This window comes from Niveispirillum lacus (assembly GCF_002251795.1).
Classification (GTDB): domain Bacteria; phylum Pseudomonadota; class Alphaproteobacteria; order Azospirillales; family Azospirillaceae; genus Niveispirillum; species Niveispirillum lacus.
The window spans coordinates 12,764-37,730 of the sequence record NZ_NOXU01000016.1; the positions used below are offsets into that span (position 1 = coordinate 12,764).

Genomic DNA, 24,967 nt, shown 5'->3' on the forward strand with positions numbered 1-24,967 from the left:
GGACGAATCGGCTCTTTTCTGATGCAGTGCAATGGTGCATCGCAGCAGTAATAATGCACCTGGAATTCCGGAAATCCATGCACGAAACTGCGCGTCAAAGCCCCAATTTCGGACTGAAAATAAGTCAGTAGAATTGACCTATTTTCCCAGTTACGGTAAGGCCCGAACAGGGTCAATAATCGGACTCATCCTAACGGTCCGATAGGGGAGGGTAAGAAAAGTGGCCAACGCCGCCCGCACGCTTGCGACCGTCGCTCTTGACGATAAATACACCCTTCAGCAAGGCCGGGCTTTCATGACCGGCACCCAGGCGCTGGTGCGTCTGCCCATGCTGCAACGGCAGCGCGATCAGGTGGCGGGGCTGAAGACGGCGGGATTCATTTCCGGTTATCGTGGGTCGCCGCTGGGTGCCTATGATCAGGCGCTGTGGCAGGCCCGGAAGTTTCTGGCCAAGGGTGATATCCACTTCCAACCCGGCGTGAATGAAGAACTGGGCGCCACCGCCGTTTGGGGCAGCCAGCAGGTGAACCTGTGGCAAGGCGCCAAGGTCGATGGCGTGTTCGGCATCTGGTATGGCAAGGGGCCGGGTGTTGACCGGTCCATTGATGCTCTGAAGCACGCCAACTTCGCGGGCACCAGCCGGTATGGCGGCGTCCTGGCCTTTGCCGGTGACGACCATAGCTGCAAATCCTCTACCCTGCCGCACCAGTCGGATCAGGCGTTCATTCATGCTTTCATGCCGACCATCAACCCGGCCGGGGTACAGGAATTCCTCGACATGGGTCTGGTGGGCTTTGCCCTGTCGCGCTATTCGGGCGCCTGGGTGGGTTTTACCTGCATCGCCGACACGATCGACACCACGGCGATTGTCGATATCGACCCGACCCGCATCATCATCAATGAACCGACCGATTTTGAGCTGCCGCCCGGCGGGCTGAACATCCGGCTGCATGACACGCCGCTGATCCAGGAAGCCCGGATGATCGATTGGAAGCTGGACGCCGCCCGCGCGTTCGCCCGCGCCAATCGCCTGGACAAGGTCGTGTTCGGCCATGCCGCCCCCCGCCTGGGCCTGGTGACCATCGGCAAGTCCTACCTCGACGTCCGGCAAGCGCTGGACGAGTTGGAGATCAACGAGGAAATGGCCCGCGAATGGGGCCTGGGCATCTATAAGGTCGCCATGGCTTGGCCGCTGGAGCCACAAGGCATGCGCGCCTTTGCCCAGACCACGCAGGAACTGCTGGTGGTGGAGGAAAAGCGTTCCGTCTTGGAAACCCAGATCAAGGAGCAGTTGTTTCACTGGGACCGCCGCCCGCGCGTGTTGGGCAAGACCGACCATACGGGCAAGCCGCTTTTCACGGAGAAGGCCGAACTGAACCCCGTGGACATCGCCCGCGTCCTGGCCGGGCGTATCCTGTCCTTCGGCCCCAATGAGTATGTGTCGGAGCGGCTGGCCCGCATGGAACATCGCGTGCAGCAGAACACGCCCTCATCGACCACAGTGCGCACGCCCTTCTTCTGCTCCGGTTGTCCGCACAATACGTCGACCCGCCTGCCGGATGGCAGCCGTGGTCTGGCCGGCATCGGCTGCCATTACATGGTCACCTGGATGGGCCGCAACACGGAAGTGTTCAGCCAGATGGGCGGCGAAGGGGTGCAGTGGATCGGGCAGTCGCCGTTCTCCGGCGAAGAGCATGTCTTCGCCAATCTGGGTGATGGCACCTATTTCCATTCCGGTATCCTGGCCGTGCGCGCCGCCGTGTCGGCCAAAGTGAACATCACCTACAAGATCCTTTATAACGACGCCGTCGCCATGACGGGTGGCCAGCCGGTGGACGGTACCCTGTCCGTCTATGACATCGCCCAGCAGTTGGATGCCGAGGGCGTGAAGCGCATCGTGGTGGTCAGCGACGGACCGGAAAGGTACGGCCTGGGCCGGGGCCTGCCCCATGGCACCAAGATTTTCCACCGCGACGAACTGGATCAGGTGCAGCGCGACCTGCGCCAGGAAAAGGGCGTCACGGTCATCATCTATGAACAGACCTGTGCCGCCGAAAAGCGTCGCCGCCGCAAGCGCAACAAGTATCCCGATCCCGCCAAGCGTGTGGTCATCAATGAACTGGTCTGTGAAGGCTGCGGCGACTGCTCGGCCAAATCCTCCTGCCTGTCGGTGGTGCCGGTGGAGACGGAGTTCGGGCGCAAGCGTCAGATCGACCAGTCATCTTGCAACAAGGATTTTTCCTGCCTGAAAGGCTTCTGTCCCAGCTTTGTGACGGTGGAGGGCGGAAGCCTGAAAAAGCCGAAGCCGGCAGCGGCCAAGGCCGACGATTGGGGTATGTTGCCGGAACCGGTGATCCCGACCCTGGACAAGCCCTGGAACATCCTGGTCACCGGGATCGGTGGTACAGGCGTGGTCACCATCGGTGCTATCCTGGGCATGGCCACCCATCTGGAAGGCCGTGGCTTCACCGCCATGGATATGGCCGGTCTGGCGCAGAAGGGCGGGTCGGTGACCAGCCATCTGCGCATTGCCGAACGGCCCGGTGACATTCATGCCAATCGCATCGTGGCCGGCGGCGCCGATCTGGTGTTGGCCTGCGATATTGTGGTGGCGGCCAATGCCGATGCCTTGTCCAAGATGGCGCCGGGCCGCACCCGCGCCGTCGTGAACACGGCCGAGACGATGACGGCGGCCTTTATCGCCAATGCCGATGCAACGGTGCCGTCGGGCAGCCTGACCCGCACTATTGCCTCCGGTGTGGGCGGGGCGGAGGCCGTGTCGGCCATCGACGCGCAGAAGATCGCTACCGCTCTGTGCGGGGACAGTATCGCCACCAATATGTTCATGCTGGGTTATGCCAATCAGAAGGGGCTCGTCCCGACCTCGGCCACGGCCATCGAAAAGGCGATTGAGTTGAACGGGGCGGCGGTGAAAATGAACACCGATGCCTTCCGCTGGGGCCGCCGCGCCGCCATCGACCTGGGCCGCGTTATCGACGCGGCCATCCCGAAGCCGGAAAAGACGGGGGCCTTCGGCCATCGTCGTGCATCCGAAACGCTGGCGGAGATGGTGGAACGCCGCATCGCCTATCTGACCGACTATCAGGATGCCGCCTATGCCGGCCGGTATAAGGCCATGGTCACCCGGGTGCAGACCATCGAGGCCGACCGTACACCGGGCCGCGACGCCCTGTCCCGCGCGGTCGCCCGCTACCTGTTCAAGCTAATGTCCTACAAGGACGAGTATGAGGTGGCGCGTCTCTACAGCGATGGCCGCTTCCAGGCGCAGGTGGCCAGCCAGTTTGAGGGCGATTACAAGCTGAAATTCCACCTGGCTCCGCCGGCCACATCTGTGCGCGACCCCATCACCGGCCACCTGAAAAAGCAGGAATTCGGGCCGGCCATGATGCTGGGTTTCAAGATGCTGGCTAAGATGAAGGGCCTGCGCGGCAGTAGCCTGGACATATTCGGCCGCAACCCGGAGCGGGTGATGGAACGGCAGCTCATCACCGACTATATCGCGGTGGTGGAAGAATTGTTGGCCGGCCTGTCCCCCGCCAACATGCACCTGGCCGTGGATATCGCCAGCATTCCGGAGAAAATCCGCGGCTTTGGCCATGTGAAGGAAGAACATCTGCACAAGGCCAAGGCGGAGGAAGCGGAGCTTCTGGCCCGCTGGCGTCGTCCCATCGCCCCGGTCAGTGCGGCGGCGGAGTGATCTCGGTCGTAAAAGAAACCCCCGCTGATCGCACTCAGCGGGGGTTTTTATGTGAGGGACCTTCCGGGTGTGCCAGTTATGGCGTTATGGTGACCGGGGTGCTGGCCGGCTGGATGTTCCAGCCACGAACCGCGAGCTTGGGTGTGTCGGCGCCCGCAACGGCGGCAGGGTAGGTGACAGTGACCTGCCGCGTCTCTCCCGGTAGCAGGGTGATGTAGTTGTCGCTGAGATAGGCTGGCAGGATGCGGGTGCCGTCGGCCTTCTGCGGCGTCAGTTTGGCCAGCAAAGCCGGTGCGGCGCCCTGGTTGGTCAAGGTGACGTTCCAGGCCACTTCACCATTGCTGCCAACGGTGCCTTTCGCGGACAAGCCGACCGGCACCGCCGGCAGCTCGTTCAGGCGTTGGTGCGCCGGCGCATCGGCTGCAACCCAATAATCGTTGCGGGACAGCACAGTACCGGCACCGTCGGTCAACGCCAGACTGACCAGTACCAGCTTCTCGGTGGCCAGCACGTCTTTCAGGTCCAGCGTGAACGGGTGGATGACCGCGCCATCGGCAATGTCCAGCCTGTCCGTCCGGTCCGACAGGGGCTTGCCCAGCACCGAACGTACTTTGGTGACCAGGGTCAATCCTTTAAGCGGTGTCCGGGTATTGTTCACCAGGGTGATGCGGTGGTCGGGCAGGTCCAACTGCGCATGGACAGGTTCGGACGCCTTTTTCACCCCGTAGAAGGCGCCGTGCGTGTCGTAATCATGGGTCAGGATCTGCCACATGGTGCTGGGCCATGCGGGTTGCGTCATCCACAGCATGCGGCCGGAATGCTTGGTCCACAGGCCGGCATTCATGCCTTCAAAGATGGCGCGGTACCCCTCGTAATTCAGCATCTGGGCCTTGCGCTCGAAATCCTCCAGGCTGGTGGCCGCGCCAAACTTGATGGCCATGGCGTCCATAAAGGTCTGGACGGCGCCATTTCCAGTCTGGTGCCAGTCGTGATAGGCCCAGCTATCCGAGATCGGCCACAGCTCCGTTTCCGGCATGGTGGCTTTCAGCGCCTCGATGGTGGGGAAGGACGGCGTGCCCAGTTCCACCGAGAAGCCTGGGGCATGTTCGGTAAAGTAGGTTTCGGGTTCCCGGTAATTATAGGGGCCGCTGCCCGACAGATTCACCCGGTTGGAGGCGCCGGTATAGTGCCGGGTGCCATCCTCCGTACGGATCAAATCGGCCAGTGCTTCGTTCAAGATGGGTTGCGGCACACCTTCATTGCGGCCAAACCACAGGACAATGGAGGGGTGGTTGCGATAGCGACGGACCGTATCGGCGGCATTGGCCATAAACAGCGGCACATCCTGCGGTTCCAACTGGTAATCCTGGGTGGAGGCCCAGAAGTCGTTGAGCACCATCAGACCGTATTCATCGGCCAGCTCGAAGAACTCCTCTTGCGTATTCTGGCCTACCCAGTTGCGGATCACATTCACATGCGCCTCGCGGTGCAGTCGGAAATAGGGCTCCAATCGCTCCCTGGCGACCCGCTTGCGCCAGTCATCGGTGCCCCAGTTGCCGCCACGGGCCGCGATGCGCACGCCATTGACCTTGATCAGCAGATGGGGAGACAGGCCAGCAGCGTCCACGGGTTTCACGGCGGGAGAATTCTCTGCGCCTGGATAAAGCGAGGCGGCCCAACCATCCGGCACCTTACGGATGCCTTCATGGCTGACATCGACGATCATTTCGCCCCGTCCTTTGGCGTCTGTCAGGTCCACCTCTACCCGGCGCAGCGCCCCCTTCTGGTCCATCAAGGACAATTCGTAGGTCACTTCCCGAATGCCGAAACGTATATCTCGGGTGTCCGAAGTCTGGCCGTTGGCGGCGACGCTGACCTTCATGTCATGCAAGGTCGGTTCGCCATAGCCGTTGGGCCACCAGAGCTTGGGGTTCTTCACGGATAGTTGCGCAAACTCTGCGGGTGACAGGATGACTGTACCGCCGCCGGCTGGAATGCTGGCCTGCTTGGTGACCGTGACCTCGCCAAAGCTGGCCGTGACACTGGCGCTAATCGCCTTGTCCGACAGGTTCGAAATCGGAACCGTTACAGTGATATCGGCCTGCGAGCCGTCATTGCGGGGTAAAGAGGTGACGATCTGTGTGTCACCCAGACGCAGGTCACCGCTGGCATGCAGGGTGACATTGCGCCAGAGGCCGGTATTGCGGTCACGCACCGACGGGATCCAATCCCATCCCTCCGACGCCACGAAGGTCGGGCCGTCCAAGGCCATGATGCCGCCATTCTCCCCTACGGCGGAGGTCAGGCTTTCCTCATGCGGGATGCCGGGGCGCGGCGGCGGGCTGACCCGGATGGCCAGCGCATTGGGCTGGCCGGGCTTGGCGATGCCCGTGACATCGAAGCGGCCCCGGATGAAGGCGCCCTTCATGCTGCCGAGCTTCTGACCGTTCAGCCAGACATCGGCCTGATAATTCACGCCGTTCAGCGACAACATCAGGCGCTTGCCCGCCTGATCGGCTGGTACGGTGAATTCGGTCCTGTACCAATAATCCTGTTTGTTCAGGCTTTCCGGGATCGCCAGATTGTTCAGCCCGTAATCCGGATCGGGATAGACACCGCGATCCACCAGCGTGGTCAGCACCGTGCCGGGAACTGTGGCGCTGTACCAGGACTTGGCATCGAAACCTGGTTGCGACAACGCAACCGGGCCAGCGGCGACCTTCGGCGCTTCGACCAGCTTCCACGCCCCCAGCACCCACTCCCCGTTGGCCTTGGGGGCCAGGGCCGGTGTTTCCACCACGGGCTTGGCGACAGGAGCCGAGAAACCGGTCTTGGCCTTGGGACGTGTCCAGGGGTCCTGCGGGGCGACCTGCCCATACATCTGCCGCACCTGAACAGGCCAGGTCGGGGCGCCGTTTTCAAAATTGATCAGATCGATAACAGGTTTGGCACCAATGAGGTTTTTCACCTCATCGCGGACAAGCGCGCGGGGCACGGCAGAGAAACCGGCCAGCCGACCCGCGAATGCAATGGCGTCGCTGGGAACGAAGGTCGCCGTGCGGCTGCGGCGCGGTGCCAGTTGGATCTGTGCCATGGCTGCCGGTGTTCTGGCAACGCCGCTGCCCACTTCCTTACCATCGACATAAAGGCGTATGTTTGATCCGTCAAAACTGGCCGCCATGAAGGCCCATTGCCCGGCAGCCAATGCCTTGCCGCCGGTGATCAGTGTGTCGCCAGCCAGCACGGCCGGCTTTCCATCCGACAGTGCCAGGAACCAGGCCGGCGCCTTGCCGTCTGCTGTGGCAAATCCGCCGAGAAGGGTGCGGCCCTTGGCCCCGGCCGCTTCCGCCTGTACCCAGCCATAAAGGGTGAAGGGGGCGTTGGCGGGGACAGGCGCACCGGGTGATTGTTTTTCCTCCAGCTTCGGCTTGGCGATACCATCGCCACCAGCAGGGAACTCCGCGTCAAACGGGCCGAAACTGCCGGCCCCCAAACCGCCACTGCCGCCGAGCCCCTGCTGGGCCTGTCCCCAGGCCAAGGGGACGGCCAGCCCAATCGCCAGCGTGGTCATCAGGGAGGCGCGCAGCCAGCGCCCTACAACTGCCTTGTTCATTCGCGGTTTCCTTCCCATTGCCGCCGGCCCCTTTTTTGGGGCCTTGATCATGATGCACGCTGTCATTCACGGAGATCGACAGCGATGTCAGGATAAATAAATCAAATTTCATAATTCGGAAAGGGCCGATCTATCGACTTCGACTCTTTCCCTGATTGTCCGGTTCCGGATTGCGGGATGGGCATGCCGGGCAGGTGCGCTTAGGGATGGACCCGGACGCGGCTGTGGTCCATCCTGCCGCCACCAAGAAGCGCGCCACCTGCCGCCGGGAGAATTTGGGCACATGACTGCCAAGATCGACATCCGTCACATTCCCCATGCCACGCCGACGCCCGCCGATGTCCGGGCGAAGTTGATTGCCGATCCGGGTTTCGGCAAAATATTCACAGACCACATGGTCACGGTACGTTGGTCGGCGGATAAGGGCTGGCACGACGGGCAGTTGCGCGCGCGGGAGGCCTTTACGCTCGACCCCGCTGCCGCTGTCCTGCATTACGCGCAGGAAATCTTTGAGGGGATGAAGGCCTATCGCACCCCCGATGGTGAGGTGCTGCTGTTCCGGCCGCTGGAAAATGCCCGTCGGTTCAACCGGTCAGCAGAACGCATGGCCATGCCTGCGCTACCGGAAGAGATTTTCCTGCAGGCGGTAGAGGCTTTGGTGCGGGCTGATGTGGACTGGATTCCGGGTGGCGATGGCGCCAGCCTTTATCTGCGTCCCTTCATGTTCGCCGATGAGAGCTTCCTGGGCGTGAAGCCTGCGGGCAGCTATGTTTTCTGCGTCATCGCCTGTCCTGTCGGCGCCTACTTTAAGGGCGGAGCCAAGCCCGTATCGGTTTGGGCGTCGCAGGATTATACCCGTGCGGCGGCGGGTGGTACCGGTGCTGCCAAGTGCGGTGGCAACTATGCCGCCAGCCTGATTGCCCAGGCAGAGGCCATCCGAAACGGTTGCGACCAGGTGGTCTTCCTGGATGCGGCTGAGAAGAAGTGGGTGGAAGAACTGGGCGGCATGAACGTGTTTTTCGTCTTCGATGACGGTACGCTACAGACCCCGCCCCTGACCGGCACCATCCTGCCGGGTATCACCCGCGACAGCATTATCAAGTTGGCCCGCGCCGATGGCATGATTGTGAACGAGACGCCTTATTCCTTCGCCCAATGGCAGGCGGATGCCGCGTCGGGCCGGCTGCGGGAGGTGTTCGCCTGCGGCACTGCCGCTGTTGTTTCCGCCATCGGTACGGTGCGCCACAAGGAAGGCAGCTTTACGATCGGCGGTGGCGAGGATGGGGAGATCACCCGCACGTTGCGCGCCCGTCTGACCGCCATCCAGCGGGCCCAGGCACCGGATACAATGGGTTGGCGTCACAAGGTTGTGGTCTGAAGGGCGGTAAGCAAAAGGGGGCGACCACGGTCACCCCCTTTACGGTTGCTCCCCTTAGCGAACTTTACTCCGCCAACAGCTTTTCCATCTGGTCCATGGTCGCATCCATACGCCGCACCAGAGCCTGATAGGGGGCGGACGTCGCCATATCCAGGCCGGCCTTTTTCAGCAGCGGATACGGATATTCTGATCCGCCGGCCTTCAGTACATTCAGATAATTATCCCTGGCCTTGGTGCCACCCTTTGAAATCTGTTCGGCAAAATAGGTGCCGGCGGAGATCGAGGTCGCATACTGGTATACATAGAAGGGACGGTAAAAATGCGGGATGAACGCCCATTCCGCGCAATATTTCTCGTCGATCTTCATAACGCCTTCGGCGTCGCCATGATACTTCTTCAGCAGGCCGCAATAGATATCCTTCATCTTGCTGCCGGACAGCGCCTCGCCCCTCTCAACGGCATCGTGGGTGGCCAGCTCGAATTCGGCAAACATGGTTTGACGGAAGAAGGTACCGCGCAGATTCTCTAACGACTGACCCAGATAGAACAGCTTTTCCTGTTTGGTTTTGGCCTTGGAGACCAGGTAATCCGTCAGCAGCATCTCGTTCGTGGTAGAGGCAATTTCCGCCATGAACAGCGAATAGCCGGCCAATTCATAGGGCTGGGCCTTCTGCGCAAGGGCGGAATGCATGCCATGGCCCCATTCATGGGCGTAGGTCGACATGGAGTTATAGTCATCCTGGTGGTTCAGGAAGACATAGGGGTGAACACCATAGGTTCCCCAGTGATAGGCACCGCTATCCTTCCCCTCCGATGGATAGACATGCATGGTCCGCTTTGCTGTCAGGTCGGCCAGCAGATCGACATAGTCCTTGCCCAGCGGCTTGACAGCCGCCAGCGTCAAGGTGCGCGATTGATCCAGGGTGAACTTCTTGTCCAGTTCCACGACCGACGGATAAATATCGTAATAATGCAGGTCGGGCAGCTTCAGCATCTTCTGCCGGAGCTTGAAATAGCGGTGAAGGGTCGGCAGGCCCTTGTTCGCTTCCGCTACCAGGGTGCGATAAACCGTCTCTGGTATATCGTTACTGGCCAGTGATGCGGCAACGGCTGTCGGATACCCGCGCAGCTTGGCATCAATGGTCCCGGTCTGCACGGCGGCACTCAGCGTATTGCCCATGGTGGTGGCATATTGACCGAATTTCGTCCAGAAACTGTCGAAGACAGCCTTGCGCACGGCCCGGTCGGCATGCTGGCGCAGGGACTGATAGCCGGACTGGTTTACCTTTCGCGTCGTCCCATCGGGCAGGGTCAGCTCCGGCCAGTCGATATCGGCGTTGGCGAGGGCTGAATAGGTGTTGCTGGCGGCACTCAGCACGGGACCATAGGCCGCCAGCGCTGCCTCCGTCTCTGGCGTCAACGTATGGGCCTTCAGGCGCAGCATGTCATTCAAACGAAATGCATGCTTGGCAAGGCCAGCGTCGGCCTGAATGAACGCACCGATCTTTTCGGCGCCCACGGCCTGGATCTCCGGGGACAGCCAGGCCGTCGCGGCCTGTGCCTGCGCCGACAGAGCTTGCGCCAGGCTCCAGCGTTCCTGGTAGGCGTCGTTGCGGGTGTCTGTTGAGTAATGCAGATAGGCGTAGACCAGAACCTTCTCGACCCTGTGCCCCACCTGCGACATGCGGTCCAGGCCGGCGCGCAGGGTGGCCGCATCTTTGCCCAGTGTTCCCTTCAACGCTTCCAGGGCCGGTAGATCGGCCAGGGCCTGTTTGCGGGCCGCATCCCAGGCGGCATCATCCGCGAACAATGGCGTCACATCCCAGACATGGCGCGGGTCGACCTGGGCGGGTGTGCTGGCGGCTGGTTTGGCATCCTGGGCGCTGGCCGTGCCCAGTGGGGCCAGGGCCGTCACCAAGGCGATGGCGGAGGCGCCCAACAGGCGGGCCACGAGGGGGCGATGGATTGGCTGCTTCATGTTGTCCCTGTCCGTTTGGGGGCCGTGTCGCCATAAGGCGCCGGCCATTAGCGCTTCTCTTATATAAGGACCGGTAAATCATGCCGGGCGGAAAATTGTAACGGGGTGGTTTCAATGCCCGGCCTCTGCCAGAATGCCAACGCCGTAACTTTCGGACGCTGCCGCCATGACCGTCATCCGCGCCTATGCTGCTGCCAAGTTGAACCTGTACCTGCATGTGCTGGGCCGGCGGGAGGATGGTTACCACCTGTTGGACAGCCTCGTAGCCTTTGCCAGCGCCCATGACCTGGTGGAGGTGGAAAGCACGCCTTATTTCAGCTTGCAACTTCACGGTCCCAACTCCCTGCCGCTGCTCCTGGAGGACACGGACAGCAATCTGGTCACCAAGGCGGTGAAGCGTCTGGCGGAAGCATTGGATCGCAAGCCGCACGTGACAGTGAAGCTGACCAAAAATCTGCCGCTGGCCTCTGGTATCGGTGGCGGGTCCGCCGACGCTGCCGCCGCACTGCGGGCCTTGTGCGCCCTGTGGGACGAGCCCATCGACCATCCGGCTGTCACCGATCTGGCAGCCAGGCTGGGGGCGGATGTGCCGGTCTGTGTTGGTTCGCGTACGGCCTATTTTGGCGGTACGGGGACACAACTGTCTCCGGCCCCGGAATTACCCGAGGATTGCTGGGTTGTCCTTGTCAATCCCGGCGTGTCCATGCCCACCCCCGCCGTGTTTGAGGCACGCAGCGGCCCGTTTTCCCCGTCCGCACGGCTGACCACGTCTTTCTCTGATGTGCGCGGGTTGGCGGGTTTGCTGAAGGACGGGCGGCACAACGATCTGTCGCCTGCCGCCGAACGGTTGAGCCCTGTCATCACCCAGGTCCTGGCAGCCCTGGATTCGACGACCGGTTGTCTTCTGTCCCGCATGTCGGGCAGTGGCGCCACCTGTTTCGGCCTCTATGTCGATTTCGACCATGCTGTGGCTGCCGCCGAACTGCTGTCGGGTGTGCGGCCCGGCTGGTGGGTGCAACCGGCGGCGCTGTTGAACGATCTGTCGGGGCTGGAGGTCATTGAAGGGGCAACCCTTCTGGACTGGCCGTGAACAAGTGAGATCAGGAGTGAGAATCGATGTCCCGTATTGACGAATCCCGCCGTTTCCTGCCCGTGAATATCGCGGTCCTGACTGTGTCGGACACACGTGGTCTGTCGGATGACAAATCCGGCGATACGCTGGTGGAACGGCTGACCAGTGATGGCCATGTCCTGGCCGCCCGCGCCATCGTGCGCGATGACGTTCGCGCGATTGTTGATCAACTTCGGGTCTGGATTGATGATGCCAGTGTCGATGTTGTGATCTCCACTGGCGGTACCGGTCTGACTGGCCGCGACGTGACACCGGAGGCCTTTGAAAGCCTGTTCGATAAGACAATCAATGGTTTCGGGGAGATGTTCCGCATGCTCTCCTATCAGAAGATCGGCACCTCGGCGCTGCAGTCGCGCGCCACCGGGGGGGTGGCCAGGGGCACCTATCTGTTTGCCCTGCCGGGCAGTCCCAGTGCCTGCCGCGACGGCTGGGACCTGATCTTGAAATGGCAGTTGGACAACCGCCACCGCCCCTGCAACCTGGTTGAACTGATGCCGCGCCTGCAGGAGAAGTAGACGGACGCGGCTTTGCCGCTGATCTCATCGATTTCATCTAAAATCATCGGGTAACCGCCCGCCAGCATTGAAGGTGGAGACGAAAACGGGTAACGATTCCGCCGCTGCGAAAGCGGCGGGTCGGACGTGGTCCCGTTCCCGCTTTCGCACCGGAATGTTAAAGGCTGGGCGCAGGAGAGAACTGGCATGACGCGGACCTTCATCTCGATGGCGAAGACGGGTGGGCAGGGCAAGACCCTGACGGCCCAGATGCTGGTGCTTCAGCACGAGCAGAAGGGCGTGCCTGTCAAGCTGGCGGCCGCGGACAGCGACAGCCTGAACCAGCGCTCCAAATTCGGCCGCCTGTTCCGCAATGTGAAGGAACTGGGCATCGGCGAGGATCTGACCAAGGTCAAAAGCTCCACCGACCCGAATCTGGCGATCAAGTACTGGGACGAATTCGGCCGTACGGTTCTGGAAGGCGGCTATATCATCGATGTCGGTGCCAATGTCGCGGCGGAACTGTTCGCCTGGGCTGAGGCACGTAATGCCGGTTCGCTGCTGCGCCGCCGCAACTCGCCGCCGATCGACCTTGTGGTCACCACCAAGGCCGAAAGCCAGGCCATCGAGGACGCGCGCGGCCTGATCCAGTACAGCTTCGACAAGAATGAGTGGCTGCCCATCGGCCGCCGCTATGTCGTGCTGAACGAGGTGTCGGGCGGTTTCGGTGCCTATGAGAACGACCCGAATTTCAAGCGCCTGAAGGCTTATCAGGGCATGGGCGTTCATATCGTCACCATGAAGCGCTGCGAAAGCGATATCTGGACCCTGCTGGAACGCGAACTGATTTCGGTCCGCGAAGCGCTGAAGATGACCGAGGTCGACTTGGAAAAGCGCTTCGGTATCGATGTCTGGACCGGCCATGGCGGTCTGACCGACCTGAAGAGCTGGGCGGACGAGACCTTGGCCGCGTTCGAGAAGGTGGGCCTGGTGCCTGTGCGCGACAGCAGCCACAATGAGGGCGTTGAAGCGGTGGGTGCCGGCTGTTCCTGAAAGGAACCGGCGCCGGCGTTACTGGCCTCACCATCGCCGCCTCCCTCTGCACCGGTACCGCAAAAACAGTCGGTGCGTGCGGGGGGCAGGCATAGGAGGAAGCCCCGCTAATGCCAGGTTCGGCCCCGTTTCCAACACGTGAACGGGGCCGATTTTATCAGGGAGGATCGCGGTTTGGTCCGTTTCGAAAATGTCGGGTTGCGCTACGGCAATGGGCCGGAGGTGCTGCGCGACCTCAGTTTCGAACTTGCCCCTGGTTCCTTTCAGTTCCTGACCGGCCCTACCGGTGCTGGCAAGTCCAGCCTGTTGAAACTGCTTTACCTCTCTGAACGCCCGTCACGCGGGCTGATCACCCTGTTCGGGGAGCCTCTGTCCAAGGTGCCGCGCGACCGTCTGCATGAACTGCGCCGGCGTATCGGCGTGGTCTTTCAGGATTTCCGCCTGCTGGACCATATGAGCGCCTATGACAATGTCGCTTTGCCCCTGCGCATTGCCGGCCATGGGGAAAGACACATCAAGGAAGCCGTCACCGAACTGATGGAATGGGTGGGCCTGTCGGACAAGATCAATGCCCTGCCGGCAACCCTGTCCGGCGGCCAGAAACAGTTGATCGCCATTGCGCGGGCCGTCATCACCAGCCCATCGCTGATCGTGGCCGACGAGCCGACGGGTAACATCGACCGTGACATGTCGATGAAGATCATGCGGCTGTTTATTGAGCTGAACAAACAGGGCACGACCGTCATTGTTGCGACCCACGATTGGCCGCTGATCGACAAGATCAAGCGTCCGATGCTGGAACTGTTTGAGGGCAAGCTGGCTGAGGCCTCCTGGTGGTTGAAACCAGGTGAAGGCCTGGATGAGCCGGTCTGATCACACCAGACAGATTGCCGATAGGCCCCGACCATAATCAGGTTCCTGGCGCAGGCAGGCGCGGCGATAGCTGAAGAACAGGTCCTCACGGACCAACGTGTCCAGCCCTGTCGTTTCGACCTGGGTGATCCCCGCACTCCGCAGCCGCCCATCCACATAGCCGCCAATGTCGAACATCCAGTGTTCAGCCCGCAGCGAGGGGCGGAAAAAACGGTCATTGTCGGCCTGGATGGCCAGCAACCGCTCCCGGAATTCCGGCCCCACCTCATAGCTGTCCCAGCCGATATGCGGGCCAACCCCGGCCAGGATGCGCGCGCGCTGGGCGCCCAGGGTGATCATCGCATCAATGGTGGCCTCCAGTACCCCCGTCACCGCGCCCTTCCATCCCGCATGGGCGGCTCCGATGATCCGGGCAACGGGGTCTGCGAACAGGACCGGGACACAATCCGCCGTCAGGATACCCAGTGCGATACCGGGCTGGTCGGTGACCAGGGCGTCGGCCTTAGGGGCGGCACCGTGCGGGAACGGTTCTGTTACCGTCACCACATCGGGGCTATGAACCTGATAAACCGTAGTCAGCGCCGATGCTGGCACACCCAGCAACCCCATGGCACGAGCCCGGTTGGCGGTGACATTGGCGGGATCATCGTTCGACCCGTAGCCACAATTCATCGCGGCCAGGATGCCGGTGGAGACCCCGTCGGTACGGGTGAAGAAACCATGCCGCAGGCCGGGAACAGCGGTCAGAAGGTCAAGCGTGATCATGCGCTATCTCCGGTCGGGCGGTGAAACCCGGCGGGCACGGGGCCGGCCGGGTTGGTGATGGCGATGGCGCGGAACAGCTTGCCCATGCTGCCGGGCGATGTCAGGCGGGTCAGTGCCCCCTGGATATCCGCCTGCTGTGCTGGCGTCGCACGGGCGCAAAGGGTGGCGGCGCGCGCCTCTATTCCCAGGGCGCACAACAGGCTGCCTTGTTCGATACTGTCGCCGACACCGGGATGTACCCGCGCCCCGGCCTGCCGTGCCGCTTGGGCCAAGGCGGTGAAATCGACATGGGCCGTCAGGTCGGCTGTGCCGGGATCGTCCAACACCGGTACATATTGATGGCCACGAAGGGCTTGTAATGTATCGCCGATGGCGGGGCCGTCATACCCGTAATCTATGATCAGGGCGGCCCCGGCCTGTAGCGATAATCGCCGCCCGATTTCTGCCCCTACGGCGAGGCCCGCAGGGCAGGTTTCGGCAATTGCACCCTGCGGAACGTCCGCCGTCCGATGCAGGGGCGTTAAAAGCGCCCCGCCAGGGGCCGGGTCAAAGGTGAAGGCCAGCTTGCCGTCCCGGTTCAGTCCCACCTTCCGCTCCGCCCAGCCCGCGGGGGTTCGGATGAACTGCCGGATCGGCAGGGCGTCGAAGAACTCGTTCGCGACCAGCAGCATGGGCCCCTCGGGCACACTGCTCAGGCTGTCATGCCAGGTGGGCTTGAAGCCGGACAGCATCGTCGCCTGTCGCTGGCGCAGGGCCGGGCTGGTTTCCACCAGATGCAGGCGGATCGCCTGATGGAACCCCGGCACCCGTGCCGTGGCGCGCAGCGCATCAGCCATCAGGGTGCCGCGCCCCGGCCCCAGTTCCACCAGATGTACCGGATTGGCGCCGCCCTGATTGATCCAGCAATCGGCCAGCCAGGCACCGACCAATTCCCCAAACATCTGTGAAATTTCAGGCGCGGTGGTGAAATCTCCCCGCTCCCCCAGTGGATCGCGGGTGATGTAATAGCCATGCTGGGGATGGCCCAAAGCCTCGCCCATGAAACTGGCGATGCTGATAGGACCGGTCAGCGCGATACGCCGGCGCAACAGGTCATGCAGCGCACCCGTCATTTTCCGGCCGCACGGGCTGGGGCGGGTACGGGCCTGCCGAACGGGGCGCGCAGCACCATCCACACACCGATGATCAGCATGGGCACGGACAGCAACTGTCCCATGGTCGTGCCGAAGGCCAGGAAACCCAATTGGGCATCCGGCTGCCGGAAGAACTCGCCCACCATGCGGGCGATGGCATAACCGATGAGGAAAATGCCTGAAAGGGTCCCGGTACGTGACCGGATGACCGGGTTGCGCGCCAGGAAGAAGATGACCGCAAACAGCAATACGCCTTCCAGTGCCGCTTGATAAAGCTGACTGGGATGGCGGGGCAGCCCGGCGGGATCGGTGGGGAAGATCATGGCCCAAGGCACGTCGGTGGGGCGCCCCCAGAGCTCTGCATTCACAAAATTGGCCAGCCGTCCCAGCAGCAGCCCGACCGGTGCGGCACAGGCGACAAGGTCTCCCAACGCGAAAGGCGAGAAGCCGCGCCGGCGGGAGAACAACAGAATCGCAACGATTACCCCGGTCAAGCCGCCATGGAAGGACATGCCGCCATGCCAGACCCGCAGCGCCTCCAGCGGGTCCTGGAGATAGGTGTCGAGATTGTAGAAAAGGATGGAGAACAGCCGCCCGCCAATCAGGATGCCGCCCGCCGCCCAGACGACGAAGTCGCCCAGGTCGTCCTCGGTCGGCCGCAGCCCGCTGTTGCGGGCCAGCCGGACGCAGTACCACAGCGCAAAGGCGATACCGACGGCATAGGCCAGTCCATACCATTTGATCGAGATCGGACCCAACGCCAGGGCCACAGGGTCCAGGTCGGGGAAGGGGATGGCCAAAATCATGCGATATCCCGTCACGCTCTATCCCCGGCGGGGAAGACGCAACCTATATAGAGGGTTGGGGATCATGACGGCAAGGCGCGGGTCGGACCCGTCTCTAACGCCATGGACAGGGATAAGCCCTATCCCCATAATGCGGCGCTTTTTTGAAAGGGACCCGCCATGCAGGTGGAAAACAAGCTGTTCGATGATTTGGCCCGCGTCGCCAGCGGCGCCATGGGCGCTATCTCCGGTATCCGGGGTGAGGTCGAAGGGCAGATTCGCCAGCAGTTCGAACGTATCCTGGCCCAGATGGACCTTGTCAGCCGCGAGGAATTCGAGGCGGTGAAGGCTGTCGCCGTTGAGGCGCGGGCCCGGCAGGAGGTTCTGGAGGAAAAGCTGGCGGCCCTGGAAGCCAAGCTTTCCAAGGGTTCTGAGGGCTGAAATCGGCCTGACGCCGGCCGGACAACCGACCGGATCTGTTTCACGAAACGGCGAGGAACCGGAATCCGGTTGCGCCTGCGAAATGGCGCTGGCACCGTATTCTTGGTGGTTCCAACGCCGACAGGGCCACAATATCTGGACACCCCGATATGTGGCCCGCCGTGACGCCTGGGGGAAGGCAGAGCGGCTTGGGATTTGGGAGTGAGGGGGACGGCATGACGGCCTTGAATATCGAGACCCAGGGGTCGACACATAATCCGCTGGACATGCTGGAAGAGATGGTTGTGGCCCAGGAATGGCCCTTTGATCGTGTCTCCGAGGAGGAGATGGTGGTGGAGATCAATGGACGCTGGTGCGAATACCGTCTTTTCTTCATGTGGCAGGCGGAGGTGAGCGCCATGCAGTTCTCGTGTCAGTATGACATGAAGGTTCCGCCGGGCCGCAAATCAGCCGTTGCCGAGCTGCTGGCCGAGATTAATCCCAAGATGTGGTTGGGGCATTTCGATGTCTGCCACGACCAGCACACGCCCATGTTCCGACAGACGACGCTTCTGCGCGGGGCCCGTGCCGCCAGCGCTGAACAGTTGGAAGACTTGATGGACATCGCCATGTCGGAATGCGAGCGTTTTTATCCAGCCTTTCAGTTCGTGATCTGGGGTGGCAAGACTCCGGCCGAAGCCGTGTCGGCTGCCATTCTGGATACGGTCGGCGAGGCCTGATCAACCGGGTGGGGGTTCCAAGATGCCGGGGAAACACCCCGCAACCCCGCCGGAAACAAGGGGGGAACACCGGATGAGTGCGAGTTTGCTGCTGGTCGGGTGCGGTAAGATGGGCGGGGCCATGCTGGCCGGCTGGAAAACTGCCGGTGCCGCTGGCGCCATTGTGGTGGTGGAGCCTTTTGGCACGCCCAAGGGCCTGCCTACCGATGTCATGGTGGTCAAGGACACCAACGAGATCCCGGACGACTTCGCGCCTGATGCCATCATTCTGGCTGTAAAGCCGCAGATGATGGACCAGGCGCTGCCCTTTTATGCCCGCTACGCCGGGTCGGCCCTGTTTGTGTCCATCGCGGCTGGAAAGCCCATCGCCTATTTTGAAAAGCACCTGGGCAGCGGCGCGGCCGTTGTCCGTGCCATGCCCAACACCCCCGCTGCCGTTGGCCGTGGCATCAGCGCGGCTGTGCCCAATGCCAACGCAAGTGACGCGCAGAAGGCGTTGGCCCGTACGCTGCTGTCAGCGGTGGGCGAGGTGGCGTGGGTGGCCGACGAAAAACTGCTGGATGCCGTGACTGCTCTGTCGGGCAGTGGCCCGGCCTATGTGTTCCTGTTGGTGGAAACCATGGCAAAGGCTGGGGTTGCGGCGGGTCTGCCGCCCGATCTTGCCATGCAGCTCGCCCGTGCCACGGTGATGGGATCGGGTGAATTGCTGCGACAGAGCCATGAGTCGGCCGAACAACTGCGCCGCAATGTGACCAGCCCGAAAGGTACGACTGAAGCGGCGCTGGATGTGCTGATGATTGAGGGGCCGGGGGGCATGCAGGACCTGTTGACCCGCGCCATTGCCGCCGGCACCGCCCGCTCGCGGGAATTGGCAGGCTGAACTCAAAGGGAGAGAAGGTGGGATGGCCGGACCGTTGAGCCCCAGTGCGCAGAAAATCCAGAACCTGTTAAACGACCTGGGCCATCCCATTCATGTTCTGGAGTTTGCGGCCTCCACCCGCACCTCTGCCGAAGCAGCGGCGGCCATTGGGTGTGAAGTGGCGCAGATTGCCAAATCAATCATGTTCCGCACCCGCGATACGGGCCGTCCGGTCCTGGTGGTCACCTCCGGCAGCAACCGGGTGAACGAGGCGTCGGTGATCCGCCACCTGGGTGCTGCGCTGGGCGGGGAGAAACTGGCCAAGGCCGATGCCGATTTTGTTCGGCAGAAAACAGGATATCCCATCGGCGGCGTGCCGCCACTGGGCCACAATGTCCCGCCGATCACCCTGTTCGACCGGGACTTGTTGAACTTTACCACCGTCTGGGCCGCCGCCGGCACCCCCAACACCGTCTTTCCCATTGCACCCGACACGCTTGCCGGGATCGTGGGTGGTATGGTGGTGGAGGTGGTATGAAGGCGGGAAATGCTGACTTCTCACCCTGTCTCTGATATCATCGGGGACGTCCAGGGCGTTGCTGTGTCGGGGTTTCAGTCGGAGCGATCCGCTTTCGGAGCGATCCGCTTTCGGAGCGGAAAAGACCTAAACTCTGAAACACAGCTTTGTTTTGTGTTTCACCATGTTGCACAGAACAGCCAAGAATTCGGAGTTAGCCGGTGCGCGCCTCCGAAATCCCCGCATTTCAACTGTTTATGCCTCACTCCGCCGGGACAAGTCGGCGCGGGGCCATGATGCGATGCGCCTGTGTGCCGCGTGCCTTCTCGATGACGCTGCCCAGCCGTTCGGCGGCGCGGGTCAGGCGTTCTGGTGTGAAGGCGGCATAACCCAGGATCACCGCGCCGGGGTCACCAGCAATGCCGGGCCCCCGCCGACAGGCGGACAAGGCGGGCAAAGTCATACGGGACTGGGCGGCCAGGGTGGACAGTCCGGTATCGTCGATACCCAGACCTGGTGACAGTCGACCCAGAAGGTGCAAGCCGGAACCCGCTGCTTCCAGATGGATGGCCCCCGACCAGTACCGGTCAGCGGCAAACAGCAACGCCTGCTGCCGCTCGGCATAAAGCCGGCGGGTTCGACGCAGATGGCTCGCGTAATGGCCTTCGGTCAGGAAGTCATGAACGGCCATCTGGTCGGGCAGCGGGACATGTAGGTCCATACGGGCACGCAGAGCCTGGGCTGCCGCCACCAGGGAGGACGGGATGACCAGCCAGGCTAGGCGCAGGGCTGGCACCAGCGTATTGTCCAAGGCACCCAGATGCAGCACCCGTTCATTCTCGTCTAAGCCCTGCAGGGCGGGCAGCGGCCGGCCGGTATAGCGGTATCCGCCGTCGCGATCATCCTCCAGAAGCCAAGCACCGCTGCGCCGGGCCCAAGCCAGCACCGCCATGCGCCGGCGCAGGGGCATGGTGCCGCCAACCGGGTACTGCCATCCTGGTGTAACCAGGGCCAGGCGCGCGTCGGGCGCCATCCGGGCGCCACGTTCGGGATCAATCCCATCCGCATCTACTGGAACATGCGCGACAGTATAGCCGCGTTGACCAAAGGTCAGCGCTTGCAGAGGGCAGCCGGGCTCCTCCAGCCAGACGGTGTCACCTGCTGTCAGCAGAAGGTTCGCGACAAACTCCAGACCCGACCGTCGGTCAGGCAGGATCAGGATCTGCTCCGGATCACAGGCTACGCCCCGACTGGTCTGCAAATGTCCGGCCAGGACGCGGCGCAGGGCCATCCACCCCCCGGCCGTATCATGGCCCAGGAGCAGACCACCGGCATCGCGCCAGCGCTTGGCCAGCAACCGTCGCCAGGTGTCGATATCAAACTGGTCATAGGCGGGAACACGCGGCTCGAATGGCAAAAGCTCCGCACCGGCGGCAGGCACGGGTACCGCCGGTTTGGGCGCTGCGGCGGGGACGCTGCGTGCTGCATTATTCGGGGCGAGGCGCACGGCAGGGGCCATGGCATCGTCGGGCAGGTTGCGGCAAACAAAGGTGCCGGAACCGATCCGCGCTTCAAGATACCCCTCCGCCGTCAACCGGTCGATCGCCGCTACGACGGTGTTGCGTGACACGCCAAGATCAGTGGCCAGGGTGCGTGTCGATGGCAGCCTTTCACCAGGACGGATGGCGCCATTCACGATGGCGCCGCGCAGACGGTCAAACAGGCGCTGTTGCAACGGCGTGCCGTCGGGACCATCGAACAGGGAAAGCAGGGGGCCTTGGCTCAGTTTCATGCGCGGATACCTCGGGTGATCAACCGGGCTTCATTGCGGACCTCGGTCGGAACGCTAGACCCGGTGACGTTCCGTGGATGGCGGGTGGATCGGGTAAGCCGGCGGGCCGGGCATGATGGGGTAGCCCGAGGGCCCGCCGGCCAACCTCGGAGCGGCCGGACAACCGGGGAAGGCCGCTCCACCATCGCCGGCGACGGGGCTTGCCGGCGATGATTGGACAAAGACAGGGATTAGCCGCCGATCTGGCCGGTGGCGGCGTCGATCTTCAACGTGGCGAAGCGGATACCGTCGGCCGATTTCAGCTCCACCAGGAACTGGCCATCCTTCTGGCGAATGTCGCCGACGCGACCGAACCGGTAGTTATTGGTCTTCAACCAGGTCCGGGCGATATCACGGGCCTCGGCGGTGCTGACGGGTTCAGTGCGGGCGACACTGGCGGCGGGTTCCTTTGCCGCGACTTGGGCGCTGTCGCTGGCATGGGCTGCGGTGACGCCAAGGGCTGCGACGAAAGCGAGGGCGATCAGGGTACGCATTGTTGCTTCCTCTTCTTCTCTGCTGTTCGGGTTGCCGGTTGTTTCCGGCGACGAACATATCTGAACACCCCTGCTTTACCGGTGCATGACGATGAACGGGGGCTTGTGAAACACTGTGTTTCCAACGGCCCAGACGTTACATTGTGGTAACAACATGCCCATCGGCAGCCCGGCTGCCCTTCGATTATGATGAAGCCATGACCGAGAGCAGCACACACCTCCTGGTCGTCGATGACGACCGTGAAATTCGCGATCTGCTGACGCGCTACCTGACGCGCCATGGCTACCGTGTGACGGCGGCCAAGGACGGGCAGGAGATGCGTCGCTATCTCGCTGACCGCAACATCGACCTGATCGTCCTGGATTTGATGATGCCGGGCGAGGATGGGCTGTCACTTTGCCGCGCGGTGCGCGCGGAAGGGGGGCCGCCTGTGGTGATGCTGTCGGCCATGGGGGAGGATGCGGATCGTATCCTGGGGCTGGAGATCGGTGCCGATGATTATCTGCCCAAACCCTTCAATCCGCGGGAACTGGTGGCGCGTATCAAGGCCGTGCTTCGCCGTGCGTCGACCCCAACCGGGACGGCGCAGGCAACAGCCGGCGCCATCAACTTCGCCGGATTTGTGCTGGATCAGGCACAGCGCCGTCTCACGGACGCAAAGGGTGAGGAAGTGACCTTGACCGCCGGGGAATATGAATTGCTGGTCGCGCTGGCCACCCGCCCGCGGCGGGTGCTGTCCCGTGACGACCTGCTGGAGATCACGCGGGGCCGGTCGGCCGGTCCATTTGACCGGTCGATTGATGTGCAGATCAGCCGCCTGCGCCGAAAGATCGAGGTCGATCCCGCTGAACCCACCATCATCAAAACGGTGCGGTCGGGCGGATACATCTTCTCACCCGAGGTGCAGGCACCATGAGGGCGCTGACCGACCGCATGTCCTATTCGATCTTTGCTGTGCTGGTCGGCGGCATCCTGTTGTCACAGGCGATTGCGCTGGGCCTTTATCGCTCGGACCGGGCAGAGGCCGTGGCCGATGCAGAAGGTGGGCAACTCGCCAATTGCCTGGCCGGATTCGCCCAGGTGATCGAAGAACAGCCCACGGATGTGCGTCTGGCGGTATTGCGTGGTCTGAAGGAACGTGAACTGACCGTGCGCACCAGCGCCGGGCATACGGTCCTTCTAGACGTGTATGAGAAAAAGCCGAAAACCCCTGGTAAGCCAGAAATGTCCCCGGCCGTATCGATACCGCCTTTCGGTATGCCAGTACCCCCACCGCCGCAGCCCAATGTCATCGAAGTGTCGCGGCAATTGAAGGACGGCACCTGGATGCGGTTCCACGCACCGGTGACGGCAACAGATGCGCTGCGGGAGCCGGGCTTCATTGCGTCGCTGGGCGGGTCGGCGGCGGTGGCGATCCTGCTGTCGGCCTGGGTTCTGGGTTTCACGACGCGCCCCCTTCGGCGCTTTGCGGCAGCGGCCAACCGGCTGGGCATCGACATGAACGCGCCCTCGTTGGACGAAGCCGGTCCGCGTGAGGTGCGTTTGGCTGCGGCGGCCTTCAACAAGATGCAGCGACGCTTGCGCGCCTTTGTGGAAGATCGGACCCGTATGCTGGCAGCGGTCAGCCACGATCTGCGCACACCGTTGACCCGCCTGCGCCTTCGCGCTGAATTCATTGATGATGATGTCGTGCGCGACAAGATGTTGGAAGATCTGTCGGAAATGGAGGCCATGATCGGCTCGACCCTGGCCTTTGCCCGGGATGAGGCGGCCAAGGAAGCCATCCAGCCGCTGGAACTGAACGCTTTGCTAGCCCGTCTGGGCGAGGATATGCGCGATGCCGGCAAGCCGGTGGGCGTGATCCCGGCCCCCTTCTCCATCCCCATCGCCGGGCGGCGCATGGCGTTGCGTCGTGCCCTGGGTAACTTGATGGAAAATGCCGTCAAATATGGTCAAACCGCCCAGGTGGCGCTGGCCATGACCGGGGAGAATGTCACAATAACCATTGATGACAATGGGCCGGGTATTCCGGAGATGGAATTTGAAAATGTGTTTCGGCCCTTCTTCCGGCTGGAAGCATCGCGGTCGCGCGATACTGGCGGTACGGGTCTTGGCCTGTCGGTGGCCAATGACATCGTTCGGGCGCATGGCGGCGAAATCCGTCTGGCGAATCGCTCCGAAGGTGGATTGCGGGTGACTGTGGTTCTGCCGATGGAGCCCGGTACGGCCTGAAAAGACAGGAGGGGCGGGTGCAGATGACCCGCCCCTCACGGCCTTTAGAAGGTGTAGGACAGACCCAGGCCGCCCATGAACTGATCGCGGCTGCCATTGTCCTTCACGAACGGGCTGTCGGCCGCGTCGCCAAGCAGGCGAGAATAACCGGCAAGCCCCGTGATTGACCAGTTCTTGTCCAATGGGTGGATCATGATGGCGGTCAGGCCGACATTCTTAAAGCCAGCATCGGCATCATAGCCAGTGCGCGAGCCAGGGGCGATCTTGGTCTGGTCGAGCCGGTCGATGGTCGTGCTGAAGAACGAATCCATGTAGTCGTTGCTGGCCCAGGTCAGCGAGGGACCGACCATCAGGAGGGTGCGCCCGACCGGGTTGAACATCCAGGTGGCCGACAGAGTCGCCTCGGTCCCCTTATGCCCATCGCCGAGAAGGTCCGTCCCGACATCCGCCGACAGCATCAGCCGGTCGATGGTGTATTCCGCAAAGATATGTCCCACCGCCGTGTCGCCCACATTGCGGTAACCTGTCAGGGCCTTGTCCTTCCGGGATTTGCGCCCCCCGTCAAAGGCGACGGAGGCACCAAGCGTCAGGCTATCAGTGCTGATCAAGTTGGCGCCGAGCCCCTGCCGGGACAGGAAGAAACGGTCATAGGTGATTTCAATGTCGGGAACGGGTCGGACCTTGTATTGGTCTGAGCCTTCATATTCTGGTGCGACAAAACCAAGTGTACCAAGTCGCACATACCAGCCATCATCAGGGCGTTGCATCTGAGCAGAGGCGCCTGTGGCACAGGTCAGCGAAAGCAGGGCGGACATCGCTGCCACCATCCGCAAGCGCCCGGTCGAACGGGTGTTCATCTTTTCTCTCCGATCGTCTGATCGCGGCATCGGCCCGTTGCCCCAGCTTTTACCGCGCCGGGACTGTGACAAAGGGCCTGAGCGCTTGATGTGA

At 62.4% G+C, this 24,967-nt stretch carries 20 protein-coding genes; 12 read left to right on the forward strand and 8 right to left on the reverse strand.

From position 1 onward, the window contains the following. Positions 1–220 precede the first annotated feature (220 nt). Positions 221–3,718, forward strand: a complete 3,498-nt coding sequence (locus CHU95_RS01745; protein WP_094453123.1) for an indolepyruvate ferredoxin oxidoreductase family protein — start codon at positions 221–223, stop codon at positions 3,716–3,718. 76 nt (positions 3,719–3,794) lie between these two features. On the opposite strand, the gene CHU95_RS01750 is transcribed toward CHU95_RS01745, so the two are convergent. Then, positions 3,795–7,331, reverse strand: a complete 3,537-nt coding sequence (locus tag CHU95_RS01750) for a glycosyl hydrolase 2 galactose-binding domain-containing protein (RefSeq protein WP_207762339.1) — start codon at positions 7,329–7,331, stop codon at positions 3,795–3,797. A 283-nt stretch (positions 7,332–7,614) separates the two neighbouring features. Here CHU95_RS01750 and CHU95_RS01755 point away from each other — a divergent pair, with 283 nt between their 5' ends. Further along, entirely contained in the window at positions 7,615–8,709 is a 1,095-nt protein-coding gene (locus tag CHU95_RS01755; protein ID WP_094453125.1) for a branched-chain amino acid aminotransferase, read from the forward strand. A 64-nt stretch (positions 8,710–8,773) separates the two neighbouring features. Here the strand turns inward: CHU95_RS01755 and pepF are convergent, their stop codons facing one another. Further along, a complete protein-coding gene (pepF, locus tag CHU95_RS01760) occupies positions 8,774–10,687 on the reverse strand; it encodes an oligoendopeptidase F (RefSeq protein WP_094453127.1) in 1,914 nt (637 codons plus the stop codon). 166 nt (positions 10,688–10,853) lie between these two features. Between pepF and CHU95_RS01765 the strand changes: the two genes are divergently transcribed. The 4 genes from CHU95_RS01765 to ftsE all read left to right on the forward strand — a co-directional run bounded on the left by CHU95_RS01765 (position 10,854) and on the right by ftsE (position 14,239). Continuing rightward, entirely contained in the window at positions 10,854–11,777 is a 924-nt protein-coding gene (locus CHU95_RS01765) for a 4-(cytidine 5'-diphospho)-2-C-methyl-D-erythritol kinase (RefSeq protein ID WP_094453129.1), read from the forward strand. 26 nt (positions 11,778–11,803) lie between these two features. Further along, positions 11,804–12,334: a molybdenum cofactor biosynthesis protein B gene (gene moaB, locus CHU95_RS01770; RefSeq protein WP_094453131.1), complete on the forward strand. Its 531-nt coding sequence runs from the start codon at positions 11,804–11,806 to the stop codon at positions 12,332–12,334. A gap of 186 nt (positions 12,335–12,520) precedes the next feature. Next, positions 12,521–13,366, forward strand: coding sequence for a hypothetical protein (locus tag CHU95_RS01775; RefSeq protein WP_094453133.1), 846 nt, complete (start codon positions 12,521–12,523; stop codon positions 13,364–13,366). A 174-nt stretch (positions 13,367–13,540) separates the two neighbouring features. Beyond that, entirely contained in the window at positions 13,541–14,239 is a 699-nt protein-coding gene (ftsE, locus tag CHU95_RS01780) for a cell division ATP-binding protein FtsE (protein WP_094453135.1), read from the forward strand. Here ftsE and pgeF read toward each other — a convergent pair whose 3' ends face one another. The 3 genes from pgeF to lgt are packed head-to-tail and all read right to left on the reverse strand — an operon-like array spanning position 14,240 to position 16,943. Continuing rightward, the gene (pgeF, locus tag CHU95_RS01785) at positions 14,240–15,004 is read right to left on the reverse strand and encodes a peptidoglycan editing factor PgeF (protein WP_094453137.1); all 765 of its coding nucleotides are present in this window, start codon (positions 15,002–15,004) and stop codon (positions 14,240–14,242) included. Then, on the reverse strand, positions 15,001–16,116 hold the full coding sequence (locus CHU95_RS01790; RefSeq protein WP_094453139.1) for a class I SAM-dependent methyltransferase: 1,116 nt from the start codon (positions 16,114–16,116) through the stop codon (positions 15,001–15,003). Before CHU95_RS01790 ends, pgeF begins: the two co-directional genes overlap by 4 nt. Next, positions 16,113–16,943 carry a prolipoprotein diacylglyceryl transferase gene (lgt, locus tag CHU95_RS01795; protein ID WP_094453141.1) on the reverse strand — a complete coding sequence of 277 codons (831 nt, stop codon included), beginning with the start codon at positions 16,941–16,943 and terminating at the stop codon, positions 16,113–16,115. The genes CHU95_RS01790 and lgt overlap by 4 nt, the downstream gene beginning before the upstream one ends. A gap of 159 nt (positions 16,944–17,102) precedes the next feature. On the opposite strand from lgt, the gene CHU95_RS01800 reads away from it, so the two are divergent. The 4 genes from CHU95_RS01800 to CHU95_RS01815 all read left to right on the forward strand — a co-directional run bounded on the left by CHU95_RS01800 (position 17,103) and on the right by CHU95_RS01815 (position 19,479). Then, positions 17,103–17,363 carry an accessory factor UbiK family protein gene (locus CHU95_RS01800; protein ID WP_094453143.1) on the forward strand — a complete coding sequence of 87 codons (261 nt, stop codon included), beginning with the start codon at positions 17,103–17,105 and terminating at the stop codon, positions 17,361–17,363. Positions 17,364–17,578: 215 nt separating this feature from the next. Then, positions 17,579–18,082: a type III secretion system chaperone family protein gene (locus CHU95_RS01805; RefSeq protein WP_094453145.1), complete on the forward strand. Its 504-nt coding sequence runs from the start codon at positions 17,579–17,581 to the stop codon at positions 18,080–18,082. A gap of 73 nt (positions 18,083–18,155) precedes the next feature. Next, positions 18,156–18,962, forward strand: a complete 807-nt coding sequence (proC, locus tag CHU95_RS01810) for a pyrroline-5-carboxylate reductase (RefSeq protein ID WP_094453147.1) — start codon at positions 18,156–18,158, stop codon at positions 18,960–18,962. Positions 18,963–18,984: 22 nt separating this feature from the next. Continuing rightward, positions 18,985–19,479: a YbaK/EbsC family protein gene (locus CHU95_RS01815; RefSeq protein WP_094453149.1), complete on the forward strand. Its 495-nt coding sequence runs from the start codon at positions 18,985–18,987 to the stop codon at positions 19,477–19,479. A gap of 241 nt (positions 19,480–19,720) precedes the next feature. On the opposite strand, the gene pdxR is transcribed toward CHU95_RS01815, so the two are convergent. Together pdxR and CHU95_RS01825 are read right to left on the reverse strand one after the other, a co-directional pair. Continuing rightward, positions 19,721–21,250 carry a MocR-like pyridoxine biosynthesis transcription factor PdxR gene (pdxR, locus tag CHU95_RS01820; RefSeq protein WP_094453151.1) on the reverse strand — a complete coding sequence of 510 codons (1,530 nt, stop codon included), beginning with the start codon at positions 21,248–21,250 and terminating at the stop codon, positions 19,721–19,723. 230 nt (positions 21,251–21,480) lie between these two features. Continuing rightward, complete coding sequence (locus tag CHU95_RS01825) at positions 21,481–21,783, reverse strand: hypothetical protein (RefSeq protein ID WP_094453153.1); 303 nt, start codon at positions 21,781–21,783, stop codon at positions 21,481–21,483. A gap of 197 nt (positions 21,784–21,980) precedes the next feature. Between CHU95_RS01825 and CHU95_RS01830 the strand changes: the two genes are divergently transcribed. Both CHU95_RS01830 and CHU95_RS01835 read left to right on the forward strand, forming a co-directional pair. Beyond that, complete coding sequence (locus CHU95_RS01830) at positions 21,981–22,700, forward strand: response regulator (RefSeq protein WP_094453155.1); 720 nt, start codon at positions 21,981–21,983, stop codon at positions 22,698–22,700. Continuing rightward, positions 22,697–24,016: an ATP-binding protein gene (locus tag CHU95_RS01835; RefSeq protein WP_245837810.1), complete on the forward strand. Its 1,320-nt coding sequence runs from the start codon at positions 22,697–22,699 to the stop codon at positions 24,014–24,016. Before CHU95_RS01830 ends, CHU95_RS01835 begins: the two co-directional genes overlap by 4 nt. A 44-nt stretch (positions 24,017–24,060) precedes the next feature. Here CHU95_RS01835 and CHU95_RS01840 read toward each other — a convergent pair whose 3' ends face one another. Next, on the reverse strand, positions 24,061–24,873 hold the full coding sequence (locus CHU95_RS01840) for a MipA/OmpV family protein (RefSeq protein ID WP_165771950.1): 813 nt from the start codon (positions 24,871–24,873) through the stop codon (positions 24,061–24,063). Between the last annotated feature and the right edge of the window lie 94 nt (positions 24,874–24,967).

Coding starts and splice junctions, on each gene's coding strand:
- CHU95_RS01830 (WP_094453155.1), top strand. CDS start 21,981: ATGACCGAGAGCAGCACACACCTCCTGGTCGTCGATGACGACCGTGAA.
- pepF (WP_094453127.1), bottom strand. CDS start 10,687: ATGAAGCAGCCAATCCATCGCCCCCTCGTGGCCCGCCTGTTGGGCGCC.
- CHU95_RS01790 (WP_094453139.1), bottom strand. CDS start 16,116: ATGACGGGTGCGCTGCATGACCTGTTGCGCCGGCGTATCGCGCTGACC.
- CHU95_RS01840 (WP_165771950.1), bottom strand. CDS start 24,873: ATGAACACCCGTTCGACCGGGCGCTTGCGGATGGTGGCAGCGATGTCC.
- CHU95_RS01775 (WP_094453133.1), top strand. CDS start 12,521: ATGACGCGGACCTTCATCTCGATGGCGAAGACGGGTGGGCAGGGCAAG.
- moaB (WP_094453131.1), top strand. CDS start 11,804: ATGTCCCGTATTGACGAATCCCGCCGTTTCCTGCCCGTGAATATCGCG.
- lgt (WP_094453141.1), bottom strand. CDS start 16,943: ATGATTTTGGCCATCCCCTTCCCCGACCTGGACCCTGTGGCCCTGGCG.
- CHU95_RS01800 (WP_094453143.1), top strand. CDS start 17,103: ATGCAGGTGGAAAACAAGCTGTTCGATGATTTGGCCCGCGTCGCCAGC.
- CHU95_RS01835 (WP_245837810.1), top strand. CDS start 22,697: ATGAGGGCGCTGACCGACCGCATGTCCTATTCGATCTTTGCTGTGCTG.
- pgeF (WP_094453137.1), bottom strand. CDS start 15,004: ATGATCACGCTTGACCTTCTGACCGCTGTTCCCGGCCTGCGGCATGGT.
- CHU95_RS01825 (WP_094453153.1), bottom strand. CDS start 21,783: ATGCGTACCCTGATCGCCCTCGCTTTCGTCGCAGCCCTTGGCGTCACC.
- CHU95_RS01805 (WP_094453145.1), top strand. CDS start 17,579: ATGACGGCCTTGAATATCGAGACCCAGGGGTCGACACATAATCCGCTG.
- CHU95_RS01765 (WP_094453129.1), top strand. CDS start 10,854: ATGACCGTCATCCGCGCCTATGCTGCTGCCAAGTTGAACCTGTACCTG.
- pdxR (WP_094453151.1), bottom strand. CDS start 21,250: ATGAAACTGAGCCAAGGCCCCCTGCTTTCCCTGTTCGATGGTCCCGAC.
- CHU95_RS01815 (WP_094453149.1), top strand. CDS start 18,985: ATGGCCGGACCGTTGAGCCCCAGTGCGCAGAAAATCCAGAACCTGTTA.
- CHU95_RS01750 (WP_207762339.1), bottom strand. CDS start 7,331: ATGAACAAGGCAGTTGTAGGGCGCTGGCTGCGCGCCTCCCTGATGACC.
- proC (WP_094453147.1), top strand. CDS start 18,156: ATGAGTGCGAGTTTGCTGCTGGTCGGGTGCGGTAAGATGGGCGGGGCC.
- CHU95_RS01755 (WP_094453125.1), top strand. CDS start 7,615: ATGACTGCCAAGATCGACATCCGTCACATTCCCCATGCCACGCCGACG.